General features: G+C 45.7%; 22 protein-coding genes and 1 tRNA gene. 19 read left to right on the forward strand and 4 right to left on the reverse strand.

The genetic code is table 11. The annotated features are described in order from the left end of the window. Nucleotides 1-3: 3 nt before the first annotated feature. On the reverse strand, nt 4-357 hold the full coding sequence (locus tag HL061_RS05000) for a DUF1889 family protein (RefSeq protein WP_252962583.1): 354 nt from the start codon (nt 355-357) through the stop codon (nt 4-6). A 156-nt stretch (nt 358-513) separates the two neighbouring features. Here HL061_RS05000 and HL061_RS05005 point away from each other — a divergent pair, with 156 nt between their 5' ends. The 11 genes from HL061_RS05005 (at nt 514) to HL061_RS05050 (ending at nt 8,026) form a co-directional block, all read left to right on the forward strand. Continuing rightward, entirely contained in the window at nt 514-1,725 is a 1,212-nt protein-coding gene (locus tag HL061_RS05005; RefSeq protein WP_240366047.1) for a DNA circularization N-terminal domain-containing protein, read from the forward strand. Beyond that, nucleotides 1,715-2,776 carry a phage baseplate assembly protein gene (locus HL061_RS05010; RefSeq protein ID WP_252962584.1) on the forward strand — a complete coding sequence of 354 codons (1,062 nt, stop codon included), beginning with the start codon at nt 1,715-1,717 and terminating at the stop codon, nt 2,774-2,776. The genes HL061_RS05005 and HL061_RS05010 overlap by 11 nt, the downstream gene beginning before the upstream one ends. Nucleotides 2,777-2,783: 7 nt before the next feature. Beyond that, the gene (locus HL061_RS05015; protein ID WP_252962585.1) at nt 2,784-3,263 is read left to right on the forward strand and encodes a phage baseplate assembly protein; all 480 of its coding nucleotides are present in this window, start codon (nt 2,784-2,786) and stop codon (nt 3,261-3,263) included. Next, a complete protein-coding gene (locus HL061_RS05020; RefSeq protein ID WP_240366044.1) occupies nt 3,253-3,624 on the forward strand; it encodes a phage GP46 family protein in 372 nt (123 codons plus the stop codon). The genes HL061_RS05015 and HL061_RS05020 overlap by 11 nt, the downstream gene beginning before the upstream one ends. Continuing rightward, on the forward strand, nt 3,624-4,670 hold the full coding sequence (locus HL061_RS05025; RefSeq protein WP_240366043.1) for a baseplate J/gp47 family protein: 1,047 nt from the start codon (nt 3,624-3,626) through the stop codon (nt 4,668-4,670). The genes HL061_RS05020 and HL061_RS05025 overlap by 1 nt, the downstream gene beginning before the upstream one ends. Then, complete coding sequence (locus HL061_RS05030) at nt 4,667-5,191, forward strand: hypothetical protein (protein WP_240366042.1); 525 nt, start codon at nt 4,667-4,669, stop codon at nt 5,189-5,191. The genes HL061_RS05025 and HL061_RS05030 overlap by 4 nt, the downstream gene beginning before the upstream one ends. A 9-nt stretch (nt 5,192-5,200) precedes the next feature. Further along, nucleotides 5,201-5,911, forward strand: coding sequence for a hypothetical protein (locus HL061_RS05035; RefSeq protein WP_252962586.1), 711 nt, complete (start codon nt 5,201-5,203; stop codon nt 5,909-5,911). Nucleotides 5,912-6,066: 155 nt separating this feature from the next. Next, nucleotides 6,067-6,291: a Com family DNA-binding transcriptional regulator gene (locus tag HL061_RS14030; RefSeq protein ID WP_083328859.1), complete on the forward strand. Its 225-nt coding sequence runs from the start codon at nt 6,067-6,069 to the stop codon at nt 6,289-6,291. After that, a complete protein-coding gene (locus HL061_RS05040) occupies nt 6,242-6,415 on the forward strand; it encodes a hypothetical protein (protein ID WP_240366039.1) in 174 nt (57 codons plus the stop codon). Before HL061_RS14030 ends, HL061_RS05040 begins: the two co-directional genes overlap by 50 nt. Further along, nucleotides 6,412-7,503: a GNAT family N-acetyltransferase gene (locus HL061_RS05045; protein ID WP_240366038.1), complete on the forward strand. Its 1,092-nt coding sequence runs from the start codon at nt 6,412-6,414 to the stop codon at nt 7,501-7,503. Before HL061_RS05040 ends, HL061_RS05045 begins: the two co-directional genes overlap by 4 nt. Next, nucleotides 7,496-8,026 carry a formyltransferase family protein gene (locus HL061_RS05050; protein ID WP_240366037.1) on the forward strand — a complete coding sequence of 177 codons (531 nt, stop codon included), beginning with the start codon at nt 7,496-7,498 and terminating at the stop codon, nt 8,024-8,026. The genes HL061_RS05045 and HL061_RS05050 overlap by 8 nt, the downstream gene beginning before the upstream one ends. 234 nt (nt 8,027-8,260) lie before the next feature. On the opposite strand, the gene HL061_RS05055 is transcribed toward HL061_RS05050, so the two are convergent. The 3 genes from HL061_RS05055 to HL061_RS05065 all read right to left on the reverse strand — a co-directional run bounded on the left by HL061_RS05055 (nt 8,261) and on the right by HL061_RS05065 (nt 11,674). Then, nucleotides 8,261-8,351, reverse strand: a tRNA-Ser gene (locus tag HL061_RS05055). 92 nt (nt 8,352-8,443) lie between these two features. After that, nucleotides 8,444-9,592 carry a type I glyceraldehyde-3-phosphate dehydrogenase gene (locus tag HL061_RS05060; RefSeq protein ID WP_071002100.1) on the reverse strand — a complete coding sequence of 383 codons (1,149 nt, stop codon included), beginning with the start codon at nt 9,590-9,592 and terminating at the stop codon, nt 8,444-8,446. Nucleotides 9,593-9,736: 144 nt separating this feature from the next. After that, a complete protein-coding gene (locus HL061_RS05065; protein WP_252962587.1) occupies nt 9,737-11,674 on the reverse strand; it encodes an AAA family ATPase in 1,938 nt (645 codons plus the stop codon). A 341-nt stretch (nt 11,675-12,015) separates the two neighbouring features. On the opposite strand from HL061_RS05065, the gene HL061_RS05070 reads away from it, so the two are divergent. The 8 genes from HL061_RS05070 to HL061_RS05105 all read left to right on the forward strand — a co-directional run bounded on the left by HL061_RS05070 (nt 12,016) and on the right by HL061_RS05105 (nt 21,961). Beyond that, the gene (locus HL061_RS05070) at nt 12,016-13,542 is read left to right on the forward strand and encodes an aldehyde dehydrogenase family protein (RefSeq protein ID WP_252962588.1); all 1,527 of its coding nucleotides are present in this window, start codon (nt 12,016-12,018) and stop codon (nt 13,540-13,542) included. A 237-nt stretch (nt 13,543-13,779) separates the two neighbouring features. Further along, nucleotides 13,780-14,808, forward strand: coding sequence for an alcohol dehydrogenase AdhP (gene adhP / locus HL061_RS05075; RefSeq protein ID WP_252962589.1), 1,029 nt, complete (start codon nt 13,780-13,782; stop codon nt 14,806-14,808). A gap of 203 nt (nt 14,809-15,011) precedes the next feature. Next, nucleotides 15,012-15,338 (forward strand): DUF779 domain-containing protein, encoded by a 327-nt coding sequence (locus tag HL061_RS05080; protein ID WP_058023776.1) that lies wholly within the window; start codon nt 15,012-15,014, stop codon nt 15,336-15,338. A gap of 624 nt (nt 15,339-15,962) precedes the next feature. Continuing rightward, the gene (locus tag HL061_RS05085) at nt 15,963-17,603 is read left to right on the forward strand and encodes an ABC transporter substrate-binding protein (protein ID WP_212564283.1); all 1,641 of its coding nucleotides are present in this window, start codon (nt 15,963-15,965) and stop codon (nt 17,601-17,603) included. A gap of 242 nt (nt 17,604-17,845) precedes the next feature. Beyond that, nucleotides 17,846-18,862: an ABC transporter permease subunit gene (locus HL061_RS05090; protein WP_058023778.1), complete on the forward strand. Its 1,017-nt coding sequence runs from the start codon at nt 17,846-17,848 to the stop codon at nt 18,860-18,862. A gap of 141 nt (nt 18,863-19,003) precedes the next feature. Continuing rightward, nucleotides 19,004-19,918 carry an ABC transporter permease subunit gene (locus HL061_RS05095; RefSeq protein ID WP_058023779.1) on the forward strand — a complete coding sequence of 305 codons (915 nt, stop codon included), beginning with the start codon at nt 19,004-19,006 and terminating at the stop codon, nt 19,916-19,918. Nucleotide 19,919: 1 nt separating this feature from the next. Beyond that, the gene (locus HL061_RS05100) at nt 19,920-20,993 is read left to right on the forward strand and encodes an ABC transporter ATP-binding protein (protein ID WP_252962590.1); all 1,074 of its coding nucleotides are present in this window, start codon (nt 19,920-19,922) and stop codon (nt 20,991-20,993) included. Continuing rightward, entirely contained in the window at nt 20,990-21,961 is a 972-nt protein-coding gene (locus HL061_RS05105) for a peptide ABC transporter ATP-binding protein (RefSeq protein ID WP_071002104.1), read from the forward strand. The genes HL061_RS05100 and HL061_RS05105 overlap by 4 nt, the downstream gene beginning before the upstream one ends. Nucleotides 21,962-21,965: the final 4 nt, after the last annotated feature.

Raw genomic sequence — 21,965 nt, forward strand, 5'->3', positions numbered from 1 at the left:
ATCCTATTTAGGTGCTGATAAATCATCTAGCTTTTGAAAAATTTGAGCTGCCATGCTCTTTCCTAACTCAGTATCAGCACCTTGGACTCTACCACCATTGCTAATTTTTTCTGCAAAATTGCCAAGTTTATCAGCGTGTTTCTTATTCCATTGAAATTCATACTGGGCAATATAAGACACTTCATCAGCTGAATAAATCACGCCTCGCTCTACCATAGCTTTTAGTAAACCTTTGGCGCTAGCTTCGTCTAAGGGATGACTCAAACCAGCTCTATCAGCGCCCTTCGCTAAGCGCAAAGATAATTTAGCTACAGTCTGTCTTACTACTTCTTGATGATCGTATTGTTCAATTGACATATTTACGCTCTCTTTAACAGATAATTGTTTATCCTACCGCATCAACCCCAAACTATAAAACAAAAAACTAGGTTTCTCGGAACTTTGTCACCTATAAGCCCCTGCTCCGTTGTTCCATAATAAACTTACTTTCTGACAAGTATTGCGAGCGCATAAATGGCATGGCAAGAAAATTTATATGACGCATCCTTTCGCGGTGTCGAGTTTGAATATTTTGGCGTTGATGACAGCCAAGATAAGGCGCTGGCGACTCATCAAGCACCGTATGCCAATGATGCCGATATTTTTGATATGGGTAATAACCCTAAAAACGTAAGTATGACTGCCATCATAGACGGCACGGACTATGAGCAAGCGTTAGAAAACTTACTCAACGCGCTGGATGCCAAAGGCAACGGTGAACTAATACATCCAGTATTTGGCGCACAAGAGGCTATTTGCGCAAGTTATAGAGTCAAGCACGATAGTGACATCGTAGACGGCTGTACGATTGAGCTACAGTTTATTGTAAGTGGCTCAAAACGGAATATTCAGCACTTCACCCCTGAACCAATGCCCGCCCCTAGCCAAGCAGCGGACAGTATTATCTTGTCAGCGCCAGCGGAGGAGCTGGCTATTTATCAAGAGCAGCTTGATGCTATTGGCACTGAGGCGGCTATTGCGCAATCTCGTAGTATCCCTGAAACCATACGTAGCAAACTGCGTGAGGTACGGACGAATCTTGGCACAAATCTGGTACGTGTAGATGATTTACTTAATCCGCCAGTATGGCTAGGCGGTATCGTAGGTGATGTGGACGGTATCGTTAAGATGTTACCGCTGGACTATGATCCAATGAATAACTGGCGTCGTCTGTTTAACCGTATCAAAGCTATTGGCGATGTGTTTGGTGACAGTGATGTGCCACCGCTACGCAGAACAGGGCAAGTACTACCAGCTGCAATGACTAGTCGCGGTGTCATTGAAATACTAAAGGAAGAACAGCGCAACCCTACCCTAACGCCAAGTGATTTGATTGCAATCAATGATGAGGCGCGCCAACAGATACAAGAGGCAATCGATCAGGTGCGCGCTGATGATAGTACACAAAATGACCAATCGTTGCCTGTCGTTAATAAAGATATTACACCTATCATTCGTGACTTAAAAAAAGCAGCCGCCCAACTGCAAGCATTGACTGACGCTACGATTAATAGTCGTCCGCCACTAACTAAGCACACAGTCACAGTGCCGTGTACTTGGCGTCTATTGGCTCATCTACTATACGCTGACCATACGCGCGCGGATGAGCTGTCGCGGCTCAATCGTGGACTGGTTGATGCATCTGTCATTGACGCAGGCATACAGGTGTCATGCTATGCCCGATAACGACACAGAAAAAATGGCACTACATATCGACGGCGTGGTGTGTTCGACATGGGACGATCTAAGTGTCGATAGTGATATTGGTGTGCCTGCTGATGCGTTTAGTTTTAGTTGGTTTGATGCTGAGCAAGACGTACTACCTGACTATGTCAAAGGTGGGTCTAACTGCACGGTGAGCTGTAACGGTGAAACGGTATTAACAGGCATCTTAGACCGAATTGGTCAGCGTATTGGTCGTAATGGACTTAGCACAAATCTATCAGGGCGTGACCTAGCAGGACAGCTGATTGATTGTCACGCACCCATCGATGCCGCTGCTAATCTTAGTCTGTCAGAGCTAATAAAACGCTATGTGACAGGCGGTGATTTGGCAAATTTGCCTATCACTATTGGCAAGGTGCAACAGGACTGGCTCAAAGGTAAAACAGGTGTGGATATTGGCGAGTCTGTATGGGACGTGCTAACAGCGGCGGCACAAGCAAGTGGTCAGTATGTTTGGCTATCAGCTGATGGTCAGTTGATGATCGGCAATCCATTTGATGTGCCACAGCCAGCCGTTAAGCCTAAATTTTATCTGTACAACGACGATAGATACGAGCAAAACAACGTACTCGATGCTGACTATCAATATGACATCTCAAACGCATTCAGCACAATTGAGATCGTAGGTCAAAATGACAAGGGCAAAAACTTTAAAGCAAAAGTGACAAGTGACCGCATGGCGCTCAAACGCCACCGCATCATTAACGATAGTCGCTCAGACACACAAGCCGAAGCGGAGAAATTCGCTGCTAAAGCAATGGCTGATGCTTGGCTGGATGCGACGGACTTAACGCTACCAGTATCAGGTTGGACGCACAACGGTCAGCCGTGGCAAACAGGGTGGGAAGTAAGCTTTGATAGTAATGTTCTGACGCGCGCTGTTGGCGACTGGGTAATTTATGGGCGTACATTACAGTTGTCACGCGCCAATGGCAAAACTACTGAGCTGCGGCTCAAACGCACGGATGACTGGATGCAACCAGTCAAGTACGCTGATCTGATTAAAAAGTGAGTAAGGCATGAACCCATTTAAACAAGCACCAATCGTCCGTCAGGCAATTATTGGTACGATCAAGCGTACTGGTAATAAAGCGTTGCAGGTGCTTGGCTTGAGCGGTGAACTGGTCGATGATGTACCGCTGTATCAGCAGGTAGGGTTTGCCAGTTGGCTACCTGAAGATGCTGAGGTGGTCATGCTACCAATGCAAGGTCGCGCGCGTAATTTTGTGATTGTTGCTGGCAATGATGCTGTGGCGATTGAGCTGAATGATGGCGAAACAGTAGTCTATAACCAGCACGGCGTGGAACTAAGACTGCTTAAAGACAAAATAAAAAGTAATGTCAGCCTAGAAGTTGATGGCGATATCAAAGCCACAGGCGATGTATCAGACAAAGCTGGCTCTATGCAAATCATGCGCGGGGCATACAATATACACGGTCATACAGCTGAAGGCACATCACCGCCAACTGTACTAATGGGAGCTGCTGATGCGATTTGACCAAATCACTAATGACTACACACTGGATGGTATTAACGCGCCACCATTTACAGGTACTCAAGCACTAGCAGAAGCGGCCTATTTGCGCTTATTAACGCCAAAAGGGTCGTATTTTGGTGATAGTACGCTAGGTAGTGAATTGCACAAGCTTAGGCGTAGCAAAGATATACCACGTATGCGTAGGCAAGCACTAGCATGGGCAAAACAAGCGTTAGAACCATTACGAGCGCCTTACTATCTAAACAATATTATTGTGACTGCGGGCAATGTTGAGTCAGGCCATTTATTAATAAAAGCTGAATTGGTACAAGCGGACGGTAGTGCCACTAATACATCTATTAACGTACAGGTAGCTGGATAATGTATCAAACCCCTAAATATAGCAATATCAAAGCCGTCATCATGCAAGAGTATGTCAATCAAACTGGCATACTGCCCCAGCGTGATTCCGATGCAGACGTGCGCGCATCAGCCACAGCGGCAGTTGCTGAGGGCTTATACAGTCATCAAGAGTATATTTTAAAACAGCTTTTTATTCAGACGGCAGATGAGCCTTACCTCTATATACACGCCGATGAGCTGGATTTGCCCCGTCTTGGTGGCTCGACAGCAACGGGTCAGGTATGGGCTTCAGGTAACACTGATGGGATCATCTTGCCCGTTGGTAGCAAATTGACAGATGGTTTTGGGCGCTATTGGCAGACCACTACAAATGCCACTTTGTCTGCTAAAAAACAGGTGGCTGTACCAGTGCAAGCAAGCAATAACGGCGCGGCCTTTAATGTCACTGGCACGTTGAGATGGGTATCACCAGTCGCGGGACTACAAAGTATAGCAGGTGTAGATATAATCAGCGGTGGATCAGACGGAGAAAGCCTTGAGCGATGGCGCTCAAGGCTCTGGAACAAGAAAAAGCTGGGTAAAAGTTTGTCACGCACTGAAGACTTACGTCAGGCAGTATTGGGTGTGTCTGGTGTCGCTAATGCTTACGTTTATCCCTTACGTCGCGGCGCTGGTAGCGTTGATGTCGCCATCACCGCACAAGGTGCGGATGGGGCAACTTTACCAAGCGACAGCTTACTGGCTCAATCTGAGCAAGTTTTAAAAGACACTACCGCATTTTGGGAAGACGTCCGTACATTTAAACCTACCATTATTGCGTTTGATGTGACCGCCAAAATCACAGGCGTTAATGTTAATACGGGTGAGATTAGCGCAATCATCAATGACTATCTAAAAGCAATGATACCCGCTGAGAGCTACAAAGCAGCGGTGCTGTATAGTCTTATTATGGCTGTAGAAGGCATGATTGATGTGCAGTTAACGCCAAATGTCAATGTCAACCCCACCGTCAGTATGGAGCAAGTAGGCTGGATACGCCCTGCCAATGTCATGGTGACCTCATGAGTGAGACAAACAAAATAGCAGATGCGCTCATGCAACACCTACCATATGGGGCATATGACCATAGCCATAAGACAGTTATATATAAAGATATAGTAGCACATAGCAAAGCGTTAGAGTTGGTCAAGGTGTCAGCTGCGCGTATTTTTGCGGTATTAAATGGCATACCAGATGAGCTGATTGATGAGTTTGAGCGTGAGTACGGATTGCCATTATTGTGTGGTCAAAGTGATGTCGGCAATACAATCGATGATCGACGCGCCGAGATTGAGCGTGTCAAACGTGAAGGGCACGTACTGCTTAATTTAGCGGGTCTCTACAAGCTGTTTGCTCGCTACAATCAGACCGTGCTTGCAGTGCAAACTTACGTGCCTATGCAATGTTTAGGGTCGTGTGTCGATCCGCTTAATACGGCGCGATTGCGCTTTCGCGTGACGCTCACCCTTGCCAAACCTATCAAAGCTGATATGGACTGCTTATCTAAAAACTACCTACCGGCATCGCTCCGGCTTGATATAAAATAAGGACACACTATGCATCGTATAGATTCGGCTACCGCCCGCGCTGACGCCAACGGCGAGGGTAAAACGGGCTTCAGTGATAATAGCGATCTGCCCAATCAGGACGCGACTTATTTCACACCTGAATGGTCTAATGCGCTTCAGGAGGAGGTCGCAGGAGTCATTGAGGGTTTGGGGTTGACGCTTGATAAATCAGATAACGGTCAGTTACTTAAAGCGCTAGTACAGAATTTTGGCGAAAAGAAAGTGCTCCAAGATGCTATTAATGAGTATAAAGAAATGATTAAGGCGGATCGTAGGCGTTTAGAAGATCTTGAGTTACGCACATACGAGGACACACAAGTAGGGGAGCTGTTTTGGACGACAGAGCACTTTGAGACTGCCGATCAGGTTGCTATATATAAAGGCTATGGCACATGGGAGCGAGCACTACAGGGCCGTGTGGCGGTTGGTTTTTCAGATGATCCTGAGGATCATATAGATTTTAGGACACATGGTAAAGAGTACGGCGAGCATGAGCATATTTTGACTGTAGAAGAAATGCCAAGTCATGGTCATACCGCTGATATTCATTCGGGCAATATCGACGGCAATATACGTGCTGGTACACAGAATACGAGCGGTATGGAAGCTAATGTCGTTACAAGTAATACTGGTGGTGGTCAGGCTCACAATAACATGCAACCATCTAAGACACTTGATTGCTGGGAACGGATTGAATAAAGAAAACGGAGCGGTAATAAAATGTTGGAGCATTATATTACCACTCTTTGACAGACAGTACCTGTCGCAAAGCCGAGGCTCCGCCGCCGTGTACACAGCGAGCGGAGTTTAACACAGAATCTAACGCGATTCTAACGCTAAGCACAGGAAAAATTATGCAGTTTATTTCATGCCAAGAGTGTGGCAAAAAACTACTCAAAATCGGCAATTTTGACAAACTATCTATCAAATGTAGCCGTTGTAAAACTATTAATCTCTTGAGCGTCGAGAACGCCGCTAATTTCAGCAAAACAGAAGACCACGAGTCTCAAACTAAACAAGGAATATCTCGTGGCCACACGCAAAAAGACTCAAAAGGTCGACCCAAAAGCACCTGCTAAAAATGGCTTTAAATATAAGCCTAAGTTTGGTGTCATCGTAAATTGTGATGATGAATCTCATCAAAAATATGTGTACGATCAACTTAACACGCAAGGCTATAGCCTTAAGGTGGTGGTCGTATGAAGATTGATATCCATCATCAGTGTACTGATCACGATAGCTATCGAGCCGCTCGTATTAAAAGCCTGTTCAATGTTGAGCAAGGCGCAAACGTCCATATCACTGCCGACCTACCCATTGAAGACAATGATTGGCAGATTGGCGTCATTGTCGGTGGCTCAGGCACTGGTAAAACGAGTATCGGTAAGAAGCTATGGCGCGGTACTCCTATCCATAGCCCCAAATGGGATAAGACAAAACCCATCATTGATCAGATAGCCGTCGATGGCAGTATTGATGATGCCACCGCGTGTCTTTCAGCAGTCGGTCTAGGTACAGTACCCGCATGGCTACGACCATATCATGTGCTGAGTAATGGTGAGCAATTCCGTGCCAATCTTGCTCGTGCTTTAGCCGATGAGCCTGAACGACTAATCATAGATGAATTTAGTAGTGTCGTTGATCGTCAGATTGCTTGTATCGGGGCTAATGCCTTTGCAAAGTCTTGGCGTCGTACAAAAGGTAAGCAGGCGGTACTTTTAACCTGCCATTATGATGTGCTTGATTGGCTACAGCCAGATTGGGTGTATGACACCTCCAAAGGTGAATTTACACGGGGGCGTCTTTGGCAACGCCCACCTATTACATTCGAAATCTATCAAACCAACTGGCAGTTTTGGCACTTGTTTGAGCCGCATCACTATCTAAAAATGCCACTTATGATTGCTGCTACCAACTATGTGGCTGTAGTCGATGGAGAGCTAGTCGCTCATCTTGCAGTCTCAACGCGCCCTGGTCTCATCGAAGCACGAGCATGTCGACTGGTAGTAATGCCTGAGTGGCAAGGTGCAGGCATCGGTATGCGTTTTCTTAATCAGGTATGTGAACACTGGTTAAATGCTGAAAATCGTTATAACAAGCCATTGCGTACTATATTTCACACTAGCCATCCAAACTTGGCGACTGCTCTAAGACGCAATCCGAAATGGACGCAGATTAGCGGGCAGCTACATGGTGGTAGAGCTTCCCGCGCGCTCACTGCTGGTGGTAAATACGGCGGCCACTTTCGCGCCGTACAAGGATTTCGTTATTTAGGGGCTGACTATGATTAAAGTGATGATAGTCGGTCAAAAATGGTTAGCTGAGCAACTGCTTAAGCGTTGCACTGATATAGATAGTATTGAGGTCATATTAGTATCAGTACCGTGTATTGATGATAGAACGGCGATACTGGCTGATAGGTTAGCTATCCCCGTGACTACTCATAGTAAAACGTTGATGACAAACGCAGTACCAGATGGCATCGACGTGATATTGATGGCACATGCTTACTGCTTTGTGGATGCTGATGCTCGAGCTAAGGCTAGACTTGGTGCTGTAGGCTATCATCCAAGTCTCTTGCCAGCTTATAAAGGGAAAAATGCTATCGCCGATGCCTTTAATGCAGGTGAAGTTGTGACAGGTGGCTCTTTATACCAGTTAGATGATGGGTGGGACACGGGTGTGGTTGTTGATCAAGCTAGTGTAAAGATAGATAATAACGATACTATCAAATCACTTTGGCAGGATAAATTAGCGCCGTTGGGTTTGCTGCTTTTTGAGAATTATTTAAAGAGTATCAGGCATGAGCTATAGTTATTAACTATATAGTAGTGGTGCGAGGCATTTATGTCATCGCACTATTTTTTTTGAATGGAACACCTAGTGCAGAATAATTTATAAAAACTTAGTGCAGAATGAACTACAAATTAGTGCAAAATAAATTCGCAAATTACACTTTTATGAGGTTTATAGAGCCTGTCGTCCAGTATTTATAAAATATACCATAAAAAAAGCCCCAATCATCACTGATTGGGGCTTTTTAGCATTTGGCGGAGACGGAGAGATTCGAACTCTCGAAGGGCTATGAACCCTTGCCGGTTTTCAAGACCGGTGCATTCAACCGCTCTGCCACGTCTCCATTGGTGCATCATTATATAGATATACTTTTATAATGCAAGCCCCTAATCTAAAAAAATTCAATTAATTTGCAAATACCTTTGAACCACTGGTTTATCGCTTGCTTGAGGCCAGATGCAGGCACATATCGAGCAGTCTGTTGGCATAACCCCATTCATTATCGTACCACGCAAAAACCTTGTACTGCTCGCCTACCTGCATGAGCTGCTGACCATCTATGATAAGCGATTCAGTTTGATGAATAAAATCACTAGAGACCAATGGCTCATCCGTATAAGCCATGATGTCACGTAAATGCGTCTGACTGGCAGATTGAAGGACGTCACGGATAATATCAACGCTGACCTCTGGCGTATCAAATACAAAGGTCACATCAATCGCTGCCACATCGATGGTGGGCACCCGTATTGAATGTCCATTTATTTTGCCCGCCATCGCTGGCAATACCCGCTCCGTCGCAGCAATACTACTCGAGGTCGTTGGGATAATATTGTAGCCAGAAGCACGCGCCCGTCTGGGATCTCGATGCGCTTGATCGAGCACCGTCTGATCGGCGGTAACCGCATGAATCTCTGTCATCATAGCGGACTTGACGCCGAACGCTTTATCCAATGTGTCAATCAGCGGCACCAATGCCTGCGTGGTACAAGAAACGCTGGAGATAATCGGTAAATCAAGCATGAGCGCATCTGTATTGACCCCCATAACGATACAAGCATCCACATTATCGAATGGCGCTGCACCGATGATCACCTGCTGTGCGCCTGCATGGATGTGCAGCATCGCTTGCTCATACGAGCGAAAGTGACCGGTGCACTCTAGTACCACATCGACCCCTAGCGACTGCCAAGGTAGGTTTTGTGGATTGGGTTCTGAAAGCATATTGATACAATAAGTCAAAGTGTTTTTGGTGAGACAGAGCTGAGTTTTATGCTCATTATCGGCCCCGCTCTCGATAATATCAGCACTGACCCCCAAGCGGCTTAAGCGACCATGCGTGCTATCAAATTTTAATAAATGCAACAAAATATCTGCTGGTGCCAAGTCATTAATCGCGACGACATGGATTGCACGTCCTAATACTTCAAAGCGCTCTAGCAAGGCACGCAGTACATTGCGCCCGATACGACCAAAACCATTAATAGCCACTCTCAATGGCTGTGAGTGCTCACCAGTGGTACGATAGGTCGCCGCTATTGGGTCAGAGGTCAATTGATAAGTGGCGCTAGAAAAATCAGGCATAAAAGATATCGCTATAAAGGGATATAAAGAATGGGCGTTGTCGCTTTAGACGTGCTCTAACAGTTGGTTCAATATTTTTTGTTCAAAAAACCGACAGTGTCGTAAAATCTATCTTGTCATAACAAACTATCTTGTCATAACAAACTATGGCGTGATAAAAATCAATGCCAAACGAATGGTGTTGTAGTCAATGCTTTGCTTGAGATGATCGAATATCGGACGCAGTTTGATACTGCCATCATCATTAAAATCGTTTGGGTTATTGGCAACTTTGATGGCGACATAAGCGTTGCCAACCGCTGTCATGACCTCATCCTCTGGACGCAGATGATCGCAGGCAAGGCTTGGATCTTGTGATTTTAGCTCGCCGATGTGGCGCATGATGGTGGACTGCGATAGTTGACGCGCTTGCGAGATTTCCGCAATAGTCAAGCTCTCTTCTAATAGCACTCTGGTTGCAAGCAAAGTGCTCTCTGATTTGTCAGAGACTTGATTGCCTAATTTCTGTTTTTTATCGATTTGCGCTTGTTGCTGTTCGCGGCGCTTTTTTTGCAGCGCGGCATAGGCGTCAATCACGGATTGACTGAGCGTACCACCTGACTTTAAAACAAACTTCTCATGCGCCTGCTGCATACTTTCTTCATCCAGCATCGCATAGTTGGCATCAGCCTCTTCAGACAGGACCAAAAACCGCTTGTCTGCGCCGCGTGCCAGTGGATCAAGTTGCAAGCTCATATCATTCATACCCAGTAGCTGCAATCCTGCCAGCGATTTGAGACGTGATAAGGCCACATAACCTTGTCCCAACTCAAAGGTACGCGATAAATCAATCTCAGCGGCATCGAGGGTCATGCCTTGCGACTTGTGAATGGTGATCGCCCATGCCAGACACAGCGGTACTTGTAAGTAACTTGCTAGCACCTCACCCGTCTCATCTTCGATGATCCACTCCTCAGGCTCAGCGATGACTTCTCGTCCTGAATTAAGCCGCACGACAGGCATTTTCTGGGTCGTTGGTTTCTTCGACTTTGGCTTTTCTTTGTCTTTTTTAGCAGCGGACTTCTTAGCTTTTGCCGTTTTTTCGCCAGCAGCTTCCTCATCAATGTCATCGCTGCTATCGTCTTCGATTAACGCGTCACTACTTTCCTTATCCTCTATTTTGACCGCAGCAAAACCAATCAGCTCACCCATCGTCCCGTTGGACACCCCAAGCTCGGCATTGTTTTTGATAAACATGACCTTGGCGCCCACCTTGAGAACCAACTCGTCTTGAGTACGTACGGTCTTTTTTAAGGTTTCAACCAGCTTACTATCGCCCGTGGTTGTGGCTTCAAAACGCATCATCTCACCGTCTAACAGTGCCAGCTCCTTGTCATTAATCTTATTGACATTGAGATTGTGCGTGTACAGGCGAGTACGCTTGATATCGACGCTTTGATCGTAAGTATTCTCTAAAGCGGCAATCGCCTCAAAGGTCACTTCCTGACGACGGATTTGGTTGAGAATATCATCTAAGTCTAAACCGCCATTTGCCGCTTCGCTAACCTGTCGATGCTGCTCTGACAGATAGCAAATATGAAATTTGGCATCGAGCCACGCCTCAGACATAAAGGCGAACTTTTCACGATTGCTCTCGCCTTTACTACCAATCGGTGGCAACTGAAAAAAATCTCCTGCGACGACGACTTGGATGCCGCCAAAGGCTTTGTCGTTTTTGCGGACATGCTTGAGTACTTGATTGACTAAGTTGAGCTGCTTGGCATGTAGCATCGATATCTCATCGATGACCAGTACTGCCGTGTCTTTTAATCTGTCTGCCAAAAACTGCTTACGAGATAAATTGGTCAAATCTCGGTCGCTCAGCTCATCTTTGATACCAATACCCGACCAACTATGAATCGTCGTGCCGTTCATGTGGGTAGCAGCGATACCGGTACTGGCTGTGACTGCAACCGGTACACGGCGAGCGCGCAGATAATCGATGTATTGATTGAGGGTATACGTCTTACCTGAACCTGCTGAGCCAGTCAAAAAGACGTTTTGACCTGTTTTTAGAATATCAAGAGCAGAAGATTGACGCATAGACCCAAACCAACCAATATTATGAAAAGAAATAGTATAAAAAAGAAAGCCGCTCTGGTTAATTAATTGACCACAGCAAGCCAAAGTAGATGCTCACAATTATAACAGCTGCATCCGCTTTGCGAACCACTTTAACCGCCCTATATCGTATAACCGAAAGTTTTGTGATACAAATTATATCATTAGAAAAAGTCATTATCGTCCTGTACAAAAGTTCAGTACGATAGAATAATAAATTGGTTAGGAATACCAAGGGTTTATTTTTCAATGGCTATCTCTAAAATGGCTATCTCTAAATAGTCATATTTTAAATAACCAACATACACAACAAGGAGTGGTTAATGTTATACGCTTATCCCAACACTGAAAACAGTCCGGTCCAATTCCGCGAAAAATACGATAACTTTATTAATGGTGAGTGGACCGCTCCTGTCGATGGAGAGTATTTTGATAACACAAGCCCCATCGATGGTAAAACTATTTGCCAAGTCGCCCGCTCAAAAGAAGCCGATATCGAAAAAGCCCTAGACGCGGCGCATGCTGCCAAAGACGCATGGGGCAAAACCAGTGTTACTGAACGTGCCAACTTGTTACTCAAAATAGCTGACAGCATGGAAGCCAACCTAGAAGCGATTGCGATTGCCGAATGTTACGAAAACGGCAAACCTGTTCGTGAGACACTCGCAGCCGACATCCCTCTAGCCATTGATCACTTCCGTTATTTTGCCAGCGCCATTCGCGCACAAGAAGGCGGTATCAGTCAGATTGACGAAGACACTGTGGCTTATCATTTTCATGAGCCACTTGGTGTCGTCGGTCAAATCATTCCTTGGAACTTTCCTATCCTAATGGCCGTATGGAAGCTAGCACCTGCCCTTGCTGCTGGTAACTGTGTCGTTCTAAAGCCAGCCGAACAAACGCCAGTTTCTATTCTGTTCATGTTAGAGACCATCGGCATCGCTGATATCTTGCCAAAAGGCGTGCTAAACGTCGTCAATGGCTTTGGTGTCGAAGCGGGTAAACCACTTGCCTCAAACCCTCGTATCAATAAAGTTGCCTTTACAGGTGAGACTACCACTGGCCGCCTCATTATGCAGTACGCGAGCGAAAACATCATTCCAGTGACGTTAGAGCTTGGTGGCAAAAGCCCTAACATCTTCTTTGCCGATGTTATGGATGAGGACGATGACTTCTTGGACAAAGCTGTCGAAGGTCTAGTGATGTTTGCACTGAACCAAGGTGAAATCTGCACCTGTCCATCGCGGGCACTCGTTCATGAGAGCATCTATGATGAATTCATCAAACGCTGTATCGCCCGCGTTGAAGCCATCAAGATGGGTAACCCATTAGATACCGACACCATGATTGGCGCGCAAGCCAGCTCAGATCAATTAGAGAAAATCCTATCTTATCTTGATATCGGTAAAAAAGAAGGCGCAAAAGTGCTCGTCGGCGGCGAACAGGCTAAGCACGATGGCGATTTGACCGACGGTTACTACGTCAAACCAACGATCTTTGAAGGCACCAACGATATGCGCGTGTTCCAAGAAGAGATCTTTGGACCTGTCCTTGCCGTGACTACTTTTAAAGACGATGACGAAGCCATGCAGATTGCCAATGACACCTTGTATGGTTTAGGCGCGGGCGTATGGACACGTAGCGTACACAAAGCTTACCGCTTCGGACGTGGTATTCAAGCTGGACGCGTATGGACCAACTGCTATCACATCTACCCTGCGCATTCTGCATTCGGCGGTTATAAGCAATCCGGTATTGGACGCGAAAACCACTTAATGATGCTCGACCATTATCAGCAAACCAAAAACATGCTGGTGTCGTACAGCCCTAAAAAAATGGGCTTCTTCTAAACCATCATTTCTAATCATGGAGCGGGTTATCACAAGTGTTACATAGCCCGCTCGCTACAACGATCTAAATAAAAAAACTGAAACGAATTTTTATATCCTCTAATGCGCTTAGGCGCACAGCAGGAAAAATTTGTAGCAGTCTTGCGTTCAAAATAAGGTGTTTGCATATTTTGAATGCAACATCGCAACAACTTTTTATATCGACATCTATCAATCACCCATAAAAGAGAACTTATCATGACTAACAAAATGAAAGCCGCTGTATTACATGAGTTCGGTCAAGACTTAAAAATCGAAGAAGTCGACATCCCAACCGTAGGTGCCGGTCAGATTTTAGTAAAAATGGAGGCCTCAGGCGTCTGTCATACTGATTTACATGCGGTTGAGGGGGACTGGCCTGTTAAGCCAAACCCGCCATTCATCCCAGGCCATGAAGGTGTTGGCGTAATCACGGCGGTCGGTGACAACGTCCATCACGTCAAAGAAGGCGACCGAGTCGGTGTGCCCTGGCTCTATTCTGCTTGTGGTCACTGTACGCATTGTCTGGGTGGCTGGGAAACCTTATGTAAAAAGCAAGAAAACTCTGGTTACTCAGTGAACGGTAGCTTTGCAGAATACGTCCTTGCAGATGCCGACTATGTCGGTATCATCCCTGAAGGCGTCGACTCTATCGAGATTGCCCCTGTTTTATGTGCGGGCGTCACGGTATATAAAGGACTTAAAATGACCGACACCAAGCCAGGCGACTGGGTTGTTATTTCAGGTATCGGCGGCCTTGGTCACATGGCTGTACAATATGCCATTGCCATGGGGCTCAATGTTGCTGCTGTTGATATTGATGACGAAAAACTTGAATTCGCCAAAAAGCTGGGGGCAACAGTGACGGTAAATGCCAAAAATACAGACCCAGGCGAGTTGCTACAAGAAAAAATCGGTGGCGCTCATGGCGTGTTAGTCACTGCAGTATCATCAAAAGCTTTTGATCAAGCCTTAAGCATGTTACGTCGCGGTGGTACTTTAGTATGTAACGGGCTCCCCACTGGCGACTTCCCGGTGTCAATCTTTGATACTGTACTCAATGGTATCACTATACGCGGCTCTATCGTTGGCACACGTCTTGACTTACAAGAGTCGTTAGATATGGCAGCGGCTGGCAAAGTCAAAGCGACCGTCAAAGCTGAGCCGCTTGAGAACATCAATGATATTTTTGAGCGGATGCGTAATGGCAAAATCGAAGGTCGTATCGTCATCGACTATAATCAATAACGGATAGCAAAATGACAGTGTTATAAGCTTCTTATTACATAGTTATTCCAACTGTCAATTATCAGCCGAAGGTCGTATCTTTTTAGTCATATGCCAGTTGTGATGTGTCTGAAGATGATGCGACCTTTTTGATTTGACTGTGGCATACTGATACTAGAGAGCAATTATATAAACCATGGATGGGCCATAAGAAGGAGTACGATATGAAACTGGCAGCAACAGAGTCGTGTAAGGCGTTGATTGAGCTACTAAAGTCCAAGCATGGAAAGCTGATGTTTCATCAGTCAGGTGGCTGCTGTGATGGTAGCTCGCCGATGTGCTATCCATTAGGAGAGTTTAAGGTAGGCGGTCAGGATGTGCTGGTTGGTGAGCTTGTTGGCTGTCCATTTTATATGGGACGCGCACAATACAATCTATGGCAGCATACCGATTTGACCATTGATGTCGTCAATGGTCGCGGTGCGAGTTTTTCGTTAGAAATCCCTGAAGGCAAACGCTTTATCGTACGCTCAGAAATCTGTACGATATAAGGACGTTTGACGCAAAACTAGGTAGCATTAATCTTAAATAATGTACCCCATATGACAGTCTTAGCTTGTCCTATGATATTGGGGAAAAACTGGCTGATTTAATAAAAACAAATCATAGCAGCACTTAATAACCACAGCATCTAATAGCTACCGCACCAAATAGTCAGCAGCTGCTCAATAATTCACTGATTTTTACAAATCATTGTCATTTATACGTTTGTCTATCATCACAACAATAAAAATATTTGTATCCGAAAAGTAACTAATTTATTAATATATATGTATATTAATAACTTTTTATTATGAATTTTACTGTCAAAATTCGTAAAAGTTACCTTTTTTGGGTGTATTAGCTCTCTAAAATAATAGAAATCGTCTTTTTTATTAAATTATTTCAAAGATTTCTTGCATTATCGCTATTTATGAGAGTATATTCAAACGACTTATTTATAACGATATGTTCTACATTATATAAATTAAATCTTTCTCAACTTTATATATGTATCTTTTTGTAAAGAATATATCTTCAAAATAAATATACCAAAAGCAGTTGAAAGTTTGCTAATTCTTTAAACAGGCATAGCACTTTATAAGCAACTACCTATCATTACATGGGACGTAATAATGCAAAAATCATTCTTTAAACTGACGCTGTTGACCACGCTTATCTTGGGTATGAGTGCTTGTAGTGGCGACAATAAAACCACTGACGAGTCTGCTGCCAGCTCAGATGCAAAAGCCGCTAAAACCCTACTTTATTGTTCAGAAGGCAGCCCAGCTGGTTTCGATCCCGCACAGTACACCGCCGGCACCGATTTTGATGCGAGTGCTTATCCTATCTATAACGGTTTGGTACAGTTTAAAAGAGATGGGACTGAAATTCAGCCAGGACTCGCTGAAAGCTGGGATATTAGCGAAGATGGTAAGACTTACACCTTTAATCTACGTAAAGGCGTCAAGTTCGGTAAAACCGATTATTTCACACCAAGTCGCGATTTCAACGCAGACGATCTGATTTTTACATTAAAACGTCTCACCAACCCAGACTTTGAATTTAACAAAGCTTACCCTGCAGAGTTTCCCTATTCAGTTGGCATGGGATTACCTGATATCATCTCAAATATCGAAAAGGTCGACGACTATACTGTCAAAGTCACGCTTAACGAAGTCAATGCCCCATTTTTACAAAACCTAGCGATGCCATTTGCTTATATCAACTCTGCTGAATATGCAGATCAGTTGATGGCCTCTGGTAATGAGCCTGATATCAATAACAAACCTGTTGGTACTGGGCCTTTCGTCTTTACGTCCTATCAAAAAGACGCGCAAATCCGTTATACCAAAAACCCAGACTATTGGGACAAAGATAACATCTACATCGACAACCTTGTGTTTGTTATTACTAAAGATTCAGCCGTTCGTGCGCAAAAAGTTCAAGCGGGTGAATGTCATGTATCGGCATATCCAAAACCTGCCGAAATTGAATCGGTCAAAAAATCTGGTAAAGCCACCGTTCTTGATCAACCAGGTTTTAACGTCGGTTATGTCGGCTATAACGTTGAAAAGCCGAAGCTAAGTGATCTTAAAGTACGTCAAGCACTGGATATGGCGATCAATAAAGACGCAATCATCAATGCTGTCTATCAAAGCGAAGGTCTCAAGGCAACCAACCCAATGCCGCCTACGCAGTGGGGTTATGACGACTCTTTAAAAGATGCACCTTATGATGTTGAAAAAGCAAAAGCGCTGATTAAAGAAGCTGGCGCGGACAATATGAACATCAACTTATGGTACATGCCTGTTCAACGTCCATATAACCCTAATGCCAAACTCATGGCTGAAATGCTCCAAGCAGATTGGGCGAAGATTGGCGTCAATGCCAAACTGGTTACTTATGAGTGGGGCGAATACCTAAAACGCGCGGCAAAAGGCGAGCCTGATGTGATCTTGGCAGGTTGGACGGGGGATAATGGTGATCCGGATAACTGGTTGGGCTCATTACTGTCTTGTGACGCGGTCGGTGGTAATAACTACTCACGTTGGTGTAATAAAGACTTTGATAATTTAGTCATGAAAGGACGTCAGGTCACCAATCAAGATGAACGTATGGATGACTATGTACAAGCTCAGCAGATCTTCAAAGAGCAGCTTCCTTGGACGACTATGGCGCATTCGGTAGTCACCGTATTCACTGCACCAAACGTTGTGGATTTCAAAATCAGTCCACTTGGTGCTGTACGCTTCGATGGCGTGAACGTTGAATAACCTTAGCTAATTACGTCCGGTACGACATGCACTATTATTTGATTTGTATTCGGCTGGCTCAGAATCTCTGTTCCAGCCGTATTTATATGGGTTGATTGCTTTTTGACTCACATACTTTTCATTTGAGCAACTTTCACTTGAGTACTTTTGATTTAAGTGCTTGGTCATTTAAGGGCATGGTCACGGACGACCTCATTCATTGCTACTACTCCACTCATTGAATCACAACTATTGAGCAGCCCATGCTACTTTATATTCTGCGCCGTATCGCCATTCTTATTCCTGTCTATCTTGGCCTCACGCTATCGACTTTTACTCTGATCCGTCTCGTACCAGGCGATGCAGTCGAGATCATGATGGGTGAGCGTATGGTGGATCCAGAGCTACATGCTCGCGCCCTAGAAAGACTGGGATTAGACAAACCCCTTATCGTTCAATACTGGGATTACTTGACGGGTATATTGACGGGTGACTTTGGTCAATCCTTTCGTACTCGCTCTCCTGTGTTACAAGACTTTTTTGCGCACTTCGTTCCAACGTTAGAGTTGGCGCTATGTGCGATTGTCATTGCTAGTGTGATTGGTGTGAGCTTGGGTATCTTTGCCGCGCTACGCCGTGGTACTTGGATTGACTATACTCTGATGTCAGGGGCGCTGGCAGGATACTCGATGCCGATCTACTTACTAGGCCCTATTCTGACAGGTATATTCGCTCACTATCTTGGCCTTTTACCCGTTGCTGGTGTGATCTCTGTCGCACAGTTCTTGGATGTCCATCCCTTGTACGGCTCATGGTTGCTTGGCTCTCTCACATCAGGGGAACCGGGCGCTTTTTGGAATGTGGTCAAACACTTTATCTTGCCATCGATTGCCTTATCGACCATTCCACTCGCGATGATCGCGCGGATGACACGCTCTGCGATGTTGGAAGTGTTGGATGAAGACTATGTGCGTACGGCTCGCGCCAAGGGCTTATCGCCACGCCGCGTGATCATGGTACACGTGATGCGTAACGCGCTAATCACTGTCGTCACTGTGGTTGGCTTACAAATGGCAACCTTGCTTGCAGGCGCGATTATTACCGAGACTATCTTTAGCTGGCCGGGTGTTGGTAATTGGCTTCTCGATGGCTTTTTCACTCGTGATTACCCCATTGTGCAAAACGGCATTTTGTTGGTCGCCACTGCCTTGATTTTGGTCAGTTTATTTATTGATATTTTGTATGGTCTGATCAATCCGCGTATTCGACATACCTCTTAATGTTGCAATGTCACATTGATAAATACTCATATGATAAATAGTGATGATTGGCGCTGAAGTGATGTTTTAGCAATGCTTAGTACTTTTTTAGGAACAAAATTCTAAAAAATGTCACTGCGCTAGCCACTATAGGAACTGCTCATGAAGCCTTCTGTTCTCCCCTCTGATGTCAATCTGATGGCTGCCACACCGCCATCGTCTTGGCAGCTATTTTTATCGACCTTTTGCCGAAACAAGGGCGCGGTGTTGGGTTTTATTATTCTCATGCTAATGGTTATTGTTGCCATACTCGCGCCCGCAATTGCCCCCCATGACCCTTACGAGTTGTTTACGGGTCAAGAGCAGCTGCCGCCAGCCTTTTTAAGTGGTGGTGATGCGATGTTTTGGCTAGGCACGGATGATGCTGGACGAGATACCTTGTCTCGGGTGATGTATGGCGCGCGTTACTCTCTGTTTATCGGTCTGAGCGCGACGACCCTTGCGATGTTGGTCGGCATCTCTTTAGGACTTAGTGCTGCCTTTTGGCCCAAAGTTTGGGGCAAAGCGGTCATGCTGGTCAATGATATTTTGATGTCATACCCAAGCTTACTACTAGCGATCATCATTGCCGCTATCTTAGGGCCCTCTATGACCAATACGATTATTACGATTGCACTGGTCTGTACGCCGCCTTTTATTCGTCTGACTCGCGCCACCGCGATGGTGGAGTTGCAACGTGAGTACTTTATCGCTTCGCAGGTGATGGGTGCTGGTGTGCTGCGTTTATTATTTATCACGATTCTACCCAACTGCATGGCACCGCTCATCGTACAAGCAACGATGATTTTTTCCTCTGCTATTTTAGAAGCGGGTGCGATTGGTTTCTTAGGCTTTGGGGTACAGCCACCTGATGCTGAATGGGGCGCGATGCTCGGTACGGCTCGTCAATACATTCAAAGTAACGTTTGGCTCGCTATTTGGCCAGGTGTCGCTATCTTCTTGGCTGCATTGTCGATTAACTTGACGGGTGATGGCCTGCGTGACGCGCTCGATCCCAAATTAAAGCAGGTGACCTAAGATGACTGATACTTTAATTAAAACGCCTACCGCTCATACTTCTATGAATGGTGCATCAACAACAGACGCGCCGCTGTTATTGGACATCGAAAATCTGTCGGTCACTTTTGGTCAAGGAAAGCGTGCCTTTCGTGCTGTCGATGATGTGTCTTTAAAAATCACACAAGGTGAAGTCATCGCTGTCGTTGGTGAATCCGGCTCAGGTAAGTCAGTCACGATGATGGCGCTAATGGGGCTACTGCCGCCGTCTGCCACCGTCCGCGCAAAGCGTGTGATGTTTGATAATAAAGATATGATCAGTATGCCTGCCAAAGAAAAACGCGGCATCATTGGCAAAGACATCTCCATGATCTTTCAAAACGCGATGTCTTGCCTCAATCCAAGCTTTACCGTTGAGATGCAGTTAGGTGAAGTACTGCGCAAGCATTTAGGCTTGCGCGGTTCGGCAGTACAGGCACGCATATTAGAGCTGTTAGAGTTGGTCGAAATGCCTGACGCCAAAAACCGACTCAAAGTGTATCCACATCAACTCTCAGGCGGTATGAGCCAGCGCGTTATGATTGCGATGGCGCTTGCGTGTGAACCAAAACTGCTCATCGCCGATGAACCGACCACCGCACTTGATGTCACCGTACAAGCGCAGATTATGGACTTGCTCGGTCGATTGCAACGCGAAAAACAAATGGCGATGGTTTTGATTACCCATGATTTGGGCCTTGTTGCACAAAACTCGCGTGATGTCGCGGTCATGTATGCTGGACAAGTGGTTGAAACCAGTACCGTGCCAGAGGTTTTCCAACATCCTGCACACCCTTATACAGAGGCCCTTTTACAAGCCATTCCTGAGCTGGCTATCGGACAAGAACGATTAAATAGCTTGCCTGGGGTCGTACCAAGTCAATATGATCGCCCAAGCGGGTGCTTATTATCTCCTCGCTGCCCATATAAAGAGCCTGCTTGTGACGTGCCGCCGCCTATTTTGGACACACCAAATGGCAAAGTGCGCTGCATTTATGCCGATCCTACTGCTCGCACCCCTATCTCTCACGCTGCTATTTTGGAGTCACAAGTATGAGTAATAAAGTGGTTTTAAAAGCAGACAATCTACATAAGCACTATCCGGTATCACAAGGATTGGGCAAACCAAAAGCGCACGTCAAAGCGCTGAACGGTATCTCTTTTGAGCTTGAGGCTGGCAAGACATTGGCAGTCGTTGGTGAATCTGGCTGCGGCAAATCTACCCTTGCCCGCCAGCTGACACTCATTGAGCAGCCGACGCAGGGCGAGCTTTTTATCAACGATGAAGGCACCACTGGCTATAGTAGAAAGGCGCTCAAAAACTTACGTACCGAAATTCAAATGGTCTTCCAAAACCCTTATGGTAGCTTGAATCCGCGCCATACTATCGCCTATCAATTGACAGAGCCGTTGAATATTCATACCAACCTGTCGAAAGAAGAAAAGCGTGACAAAATCAATGAGATGATGAGAAACGTGGGTCTACGTCCTGAACATGCTGGGCGTTTCCCACATATGTTTTCGGGTGGTCAGCGCCAGCGGATTGCCCTTGCCCGTGCCATGATGCTCAATCCAAAAATTGTCGTCGCTGATGAGCCGACCTCCGCGCTCGACGTATCGATTCAGGCGCAGGTCTTAAATCTGTTTATGGATTTGCAGGATGAGTATCGTACCGCTTACGTCTTTATCTCACACAACTTGTCAGTCGTACGTCATGTCGCTGATGATGTGATGGTGATGTATTTGGGTCAAGCGGTCGAGCACGGGCCCAAAGAAGCGATCTATAATGCGCCAAAACATCCGTATACCATCGCATTACTGGCGGCCGCACCAACAGTAAATGGCCAAAAGAAAGATTTGACGCTACAAGGTGAGCTACCAAGCCCGCTTAATCCGCCAAGCGGGTGCGCTCTACATAAACGCTGTCCATATGCGACCTCGCAGTGCAGCGAAATCGAGCCACAACTGCGCGAATGGGATGGTCGATTGGTGGCTTGTCTGCGCTTGGAAGAGATATACGGGTAATGTG

The sequence above is a fragment of the Psychrobacter sp. PSP genome (assembly GCF_024085615.1).
GTDB lineage: Bacteria > Pseudomonadota > Gammaproteobacteria > Pseudomonadales > Moraxellaceae > Psychrobacter > Psychrobacter pacificensis.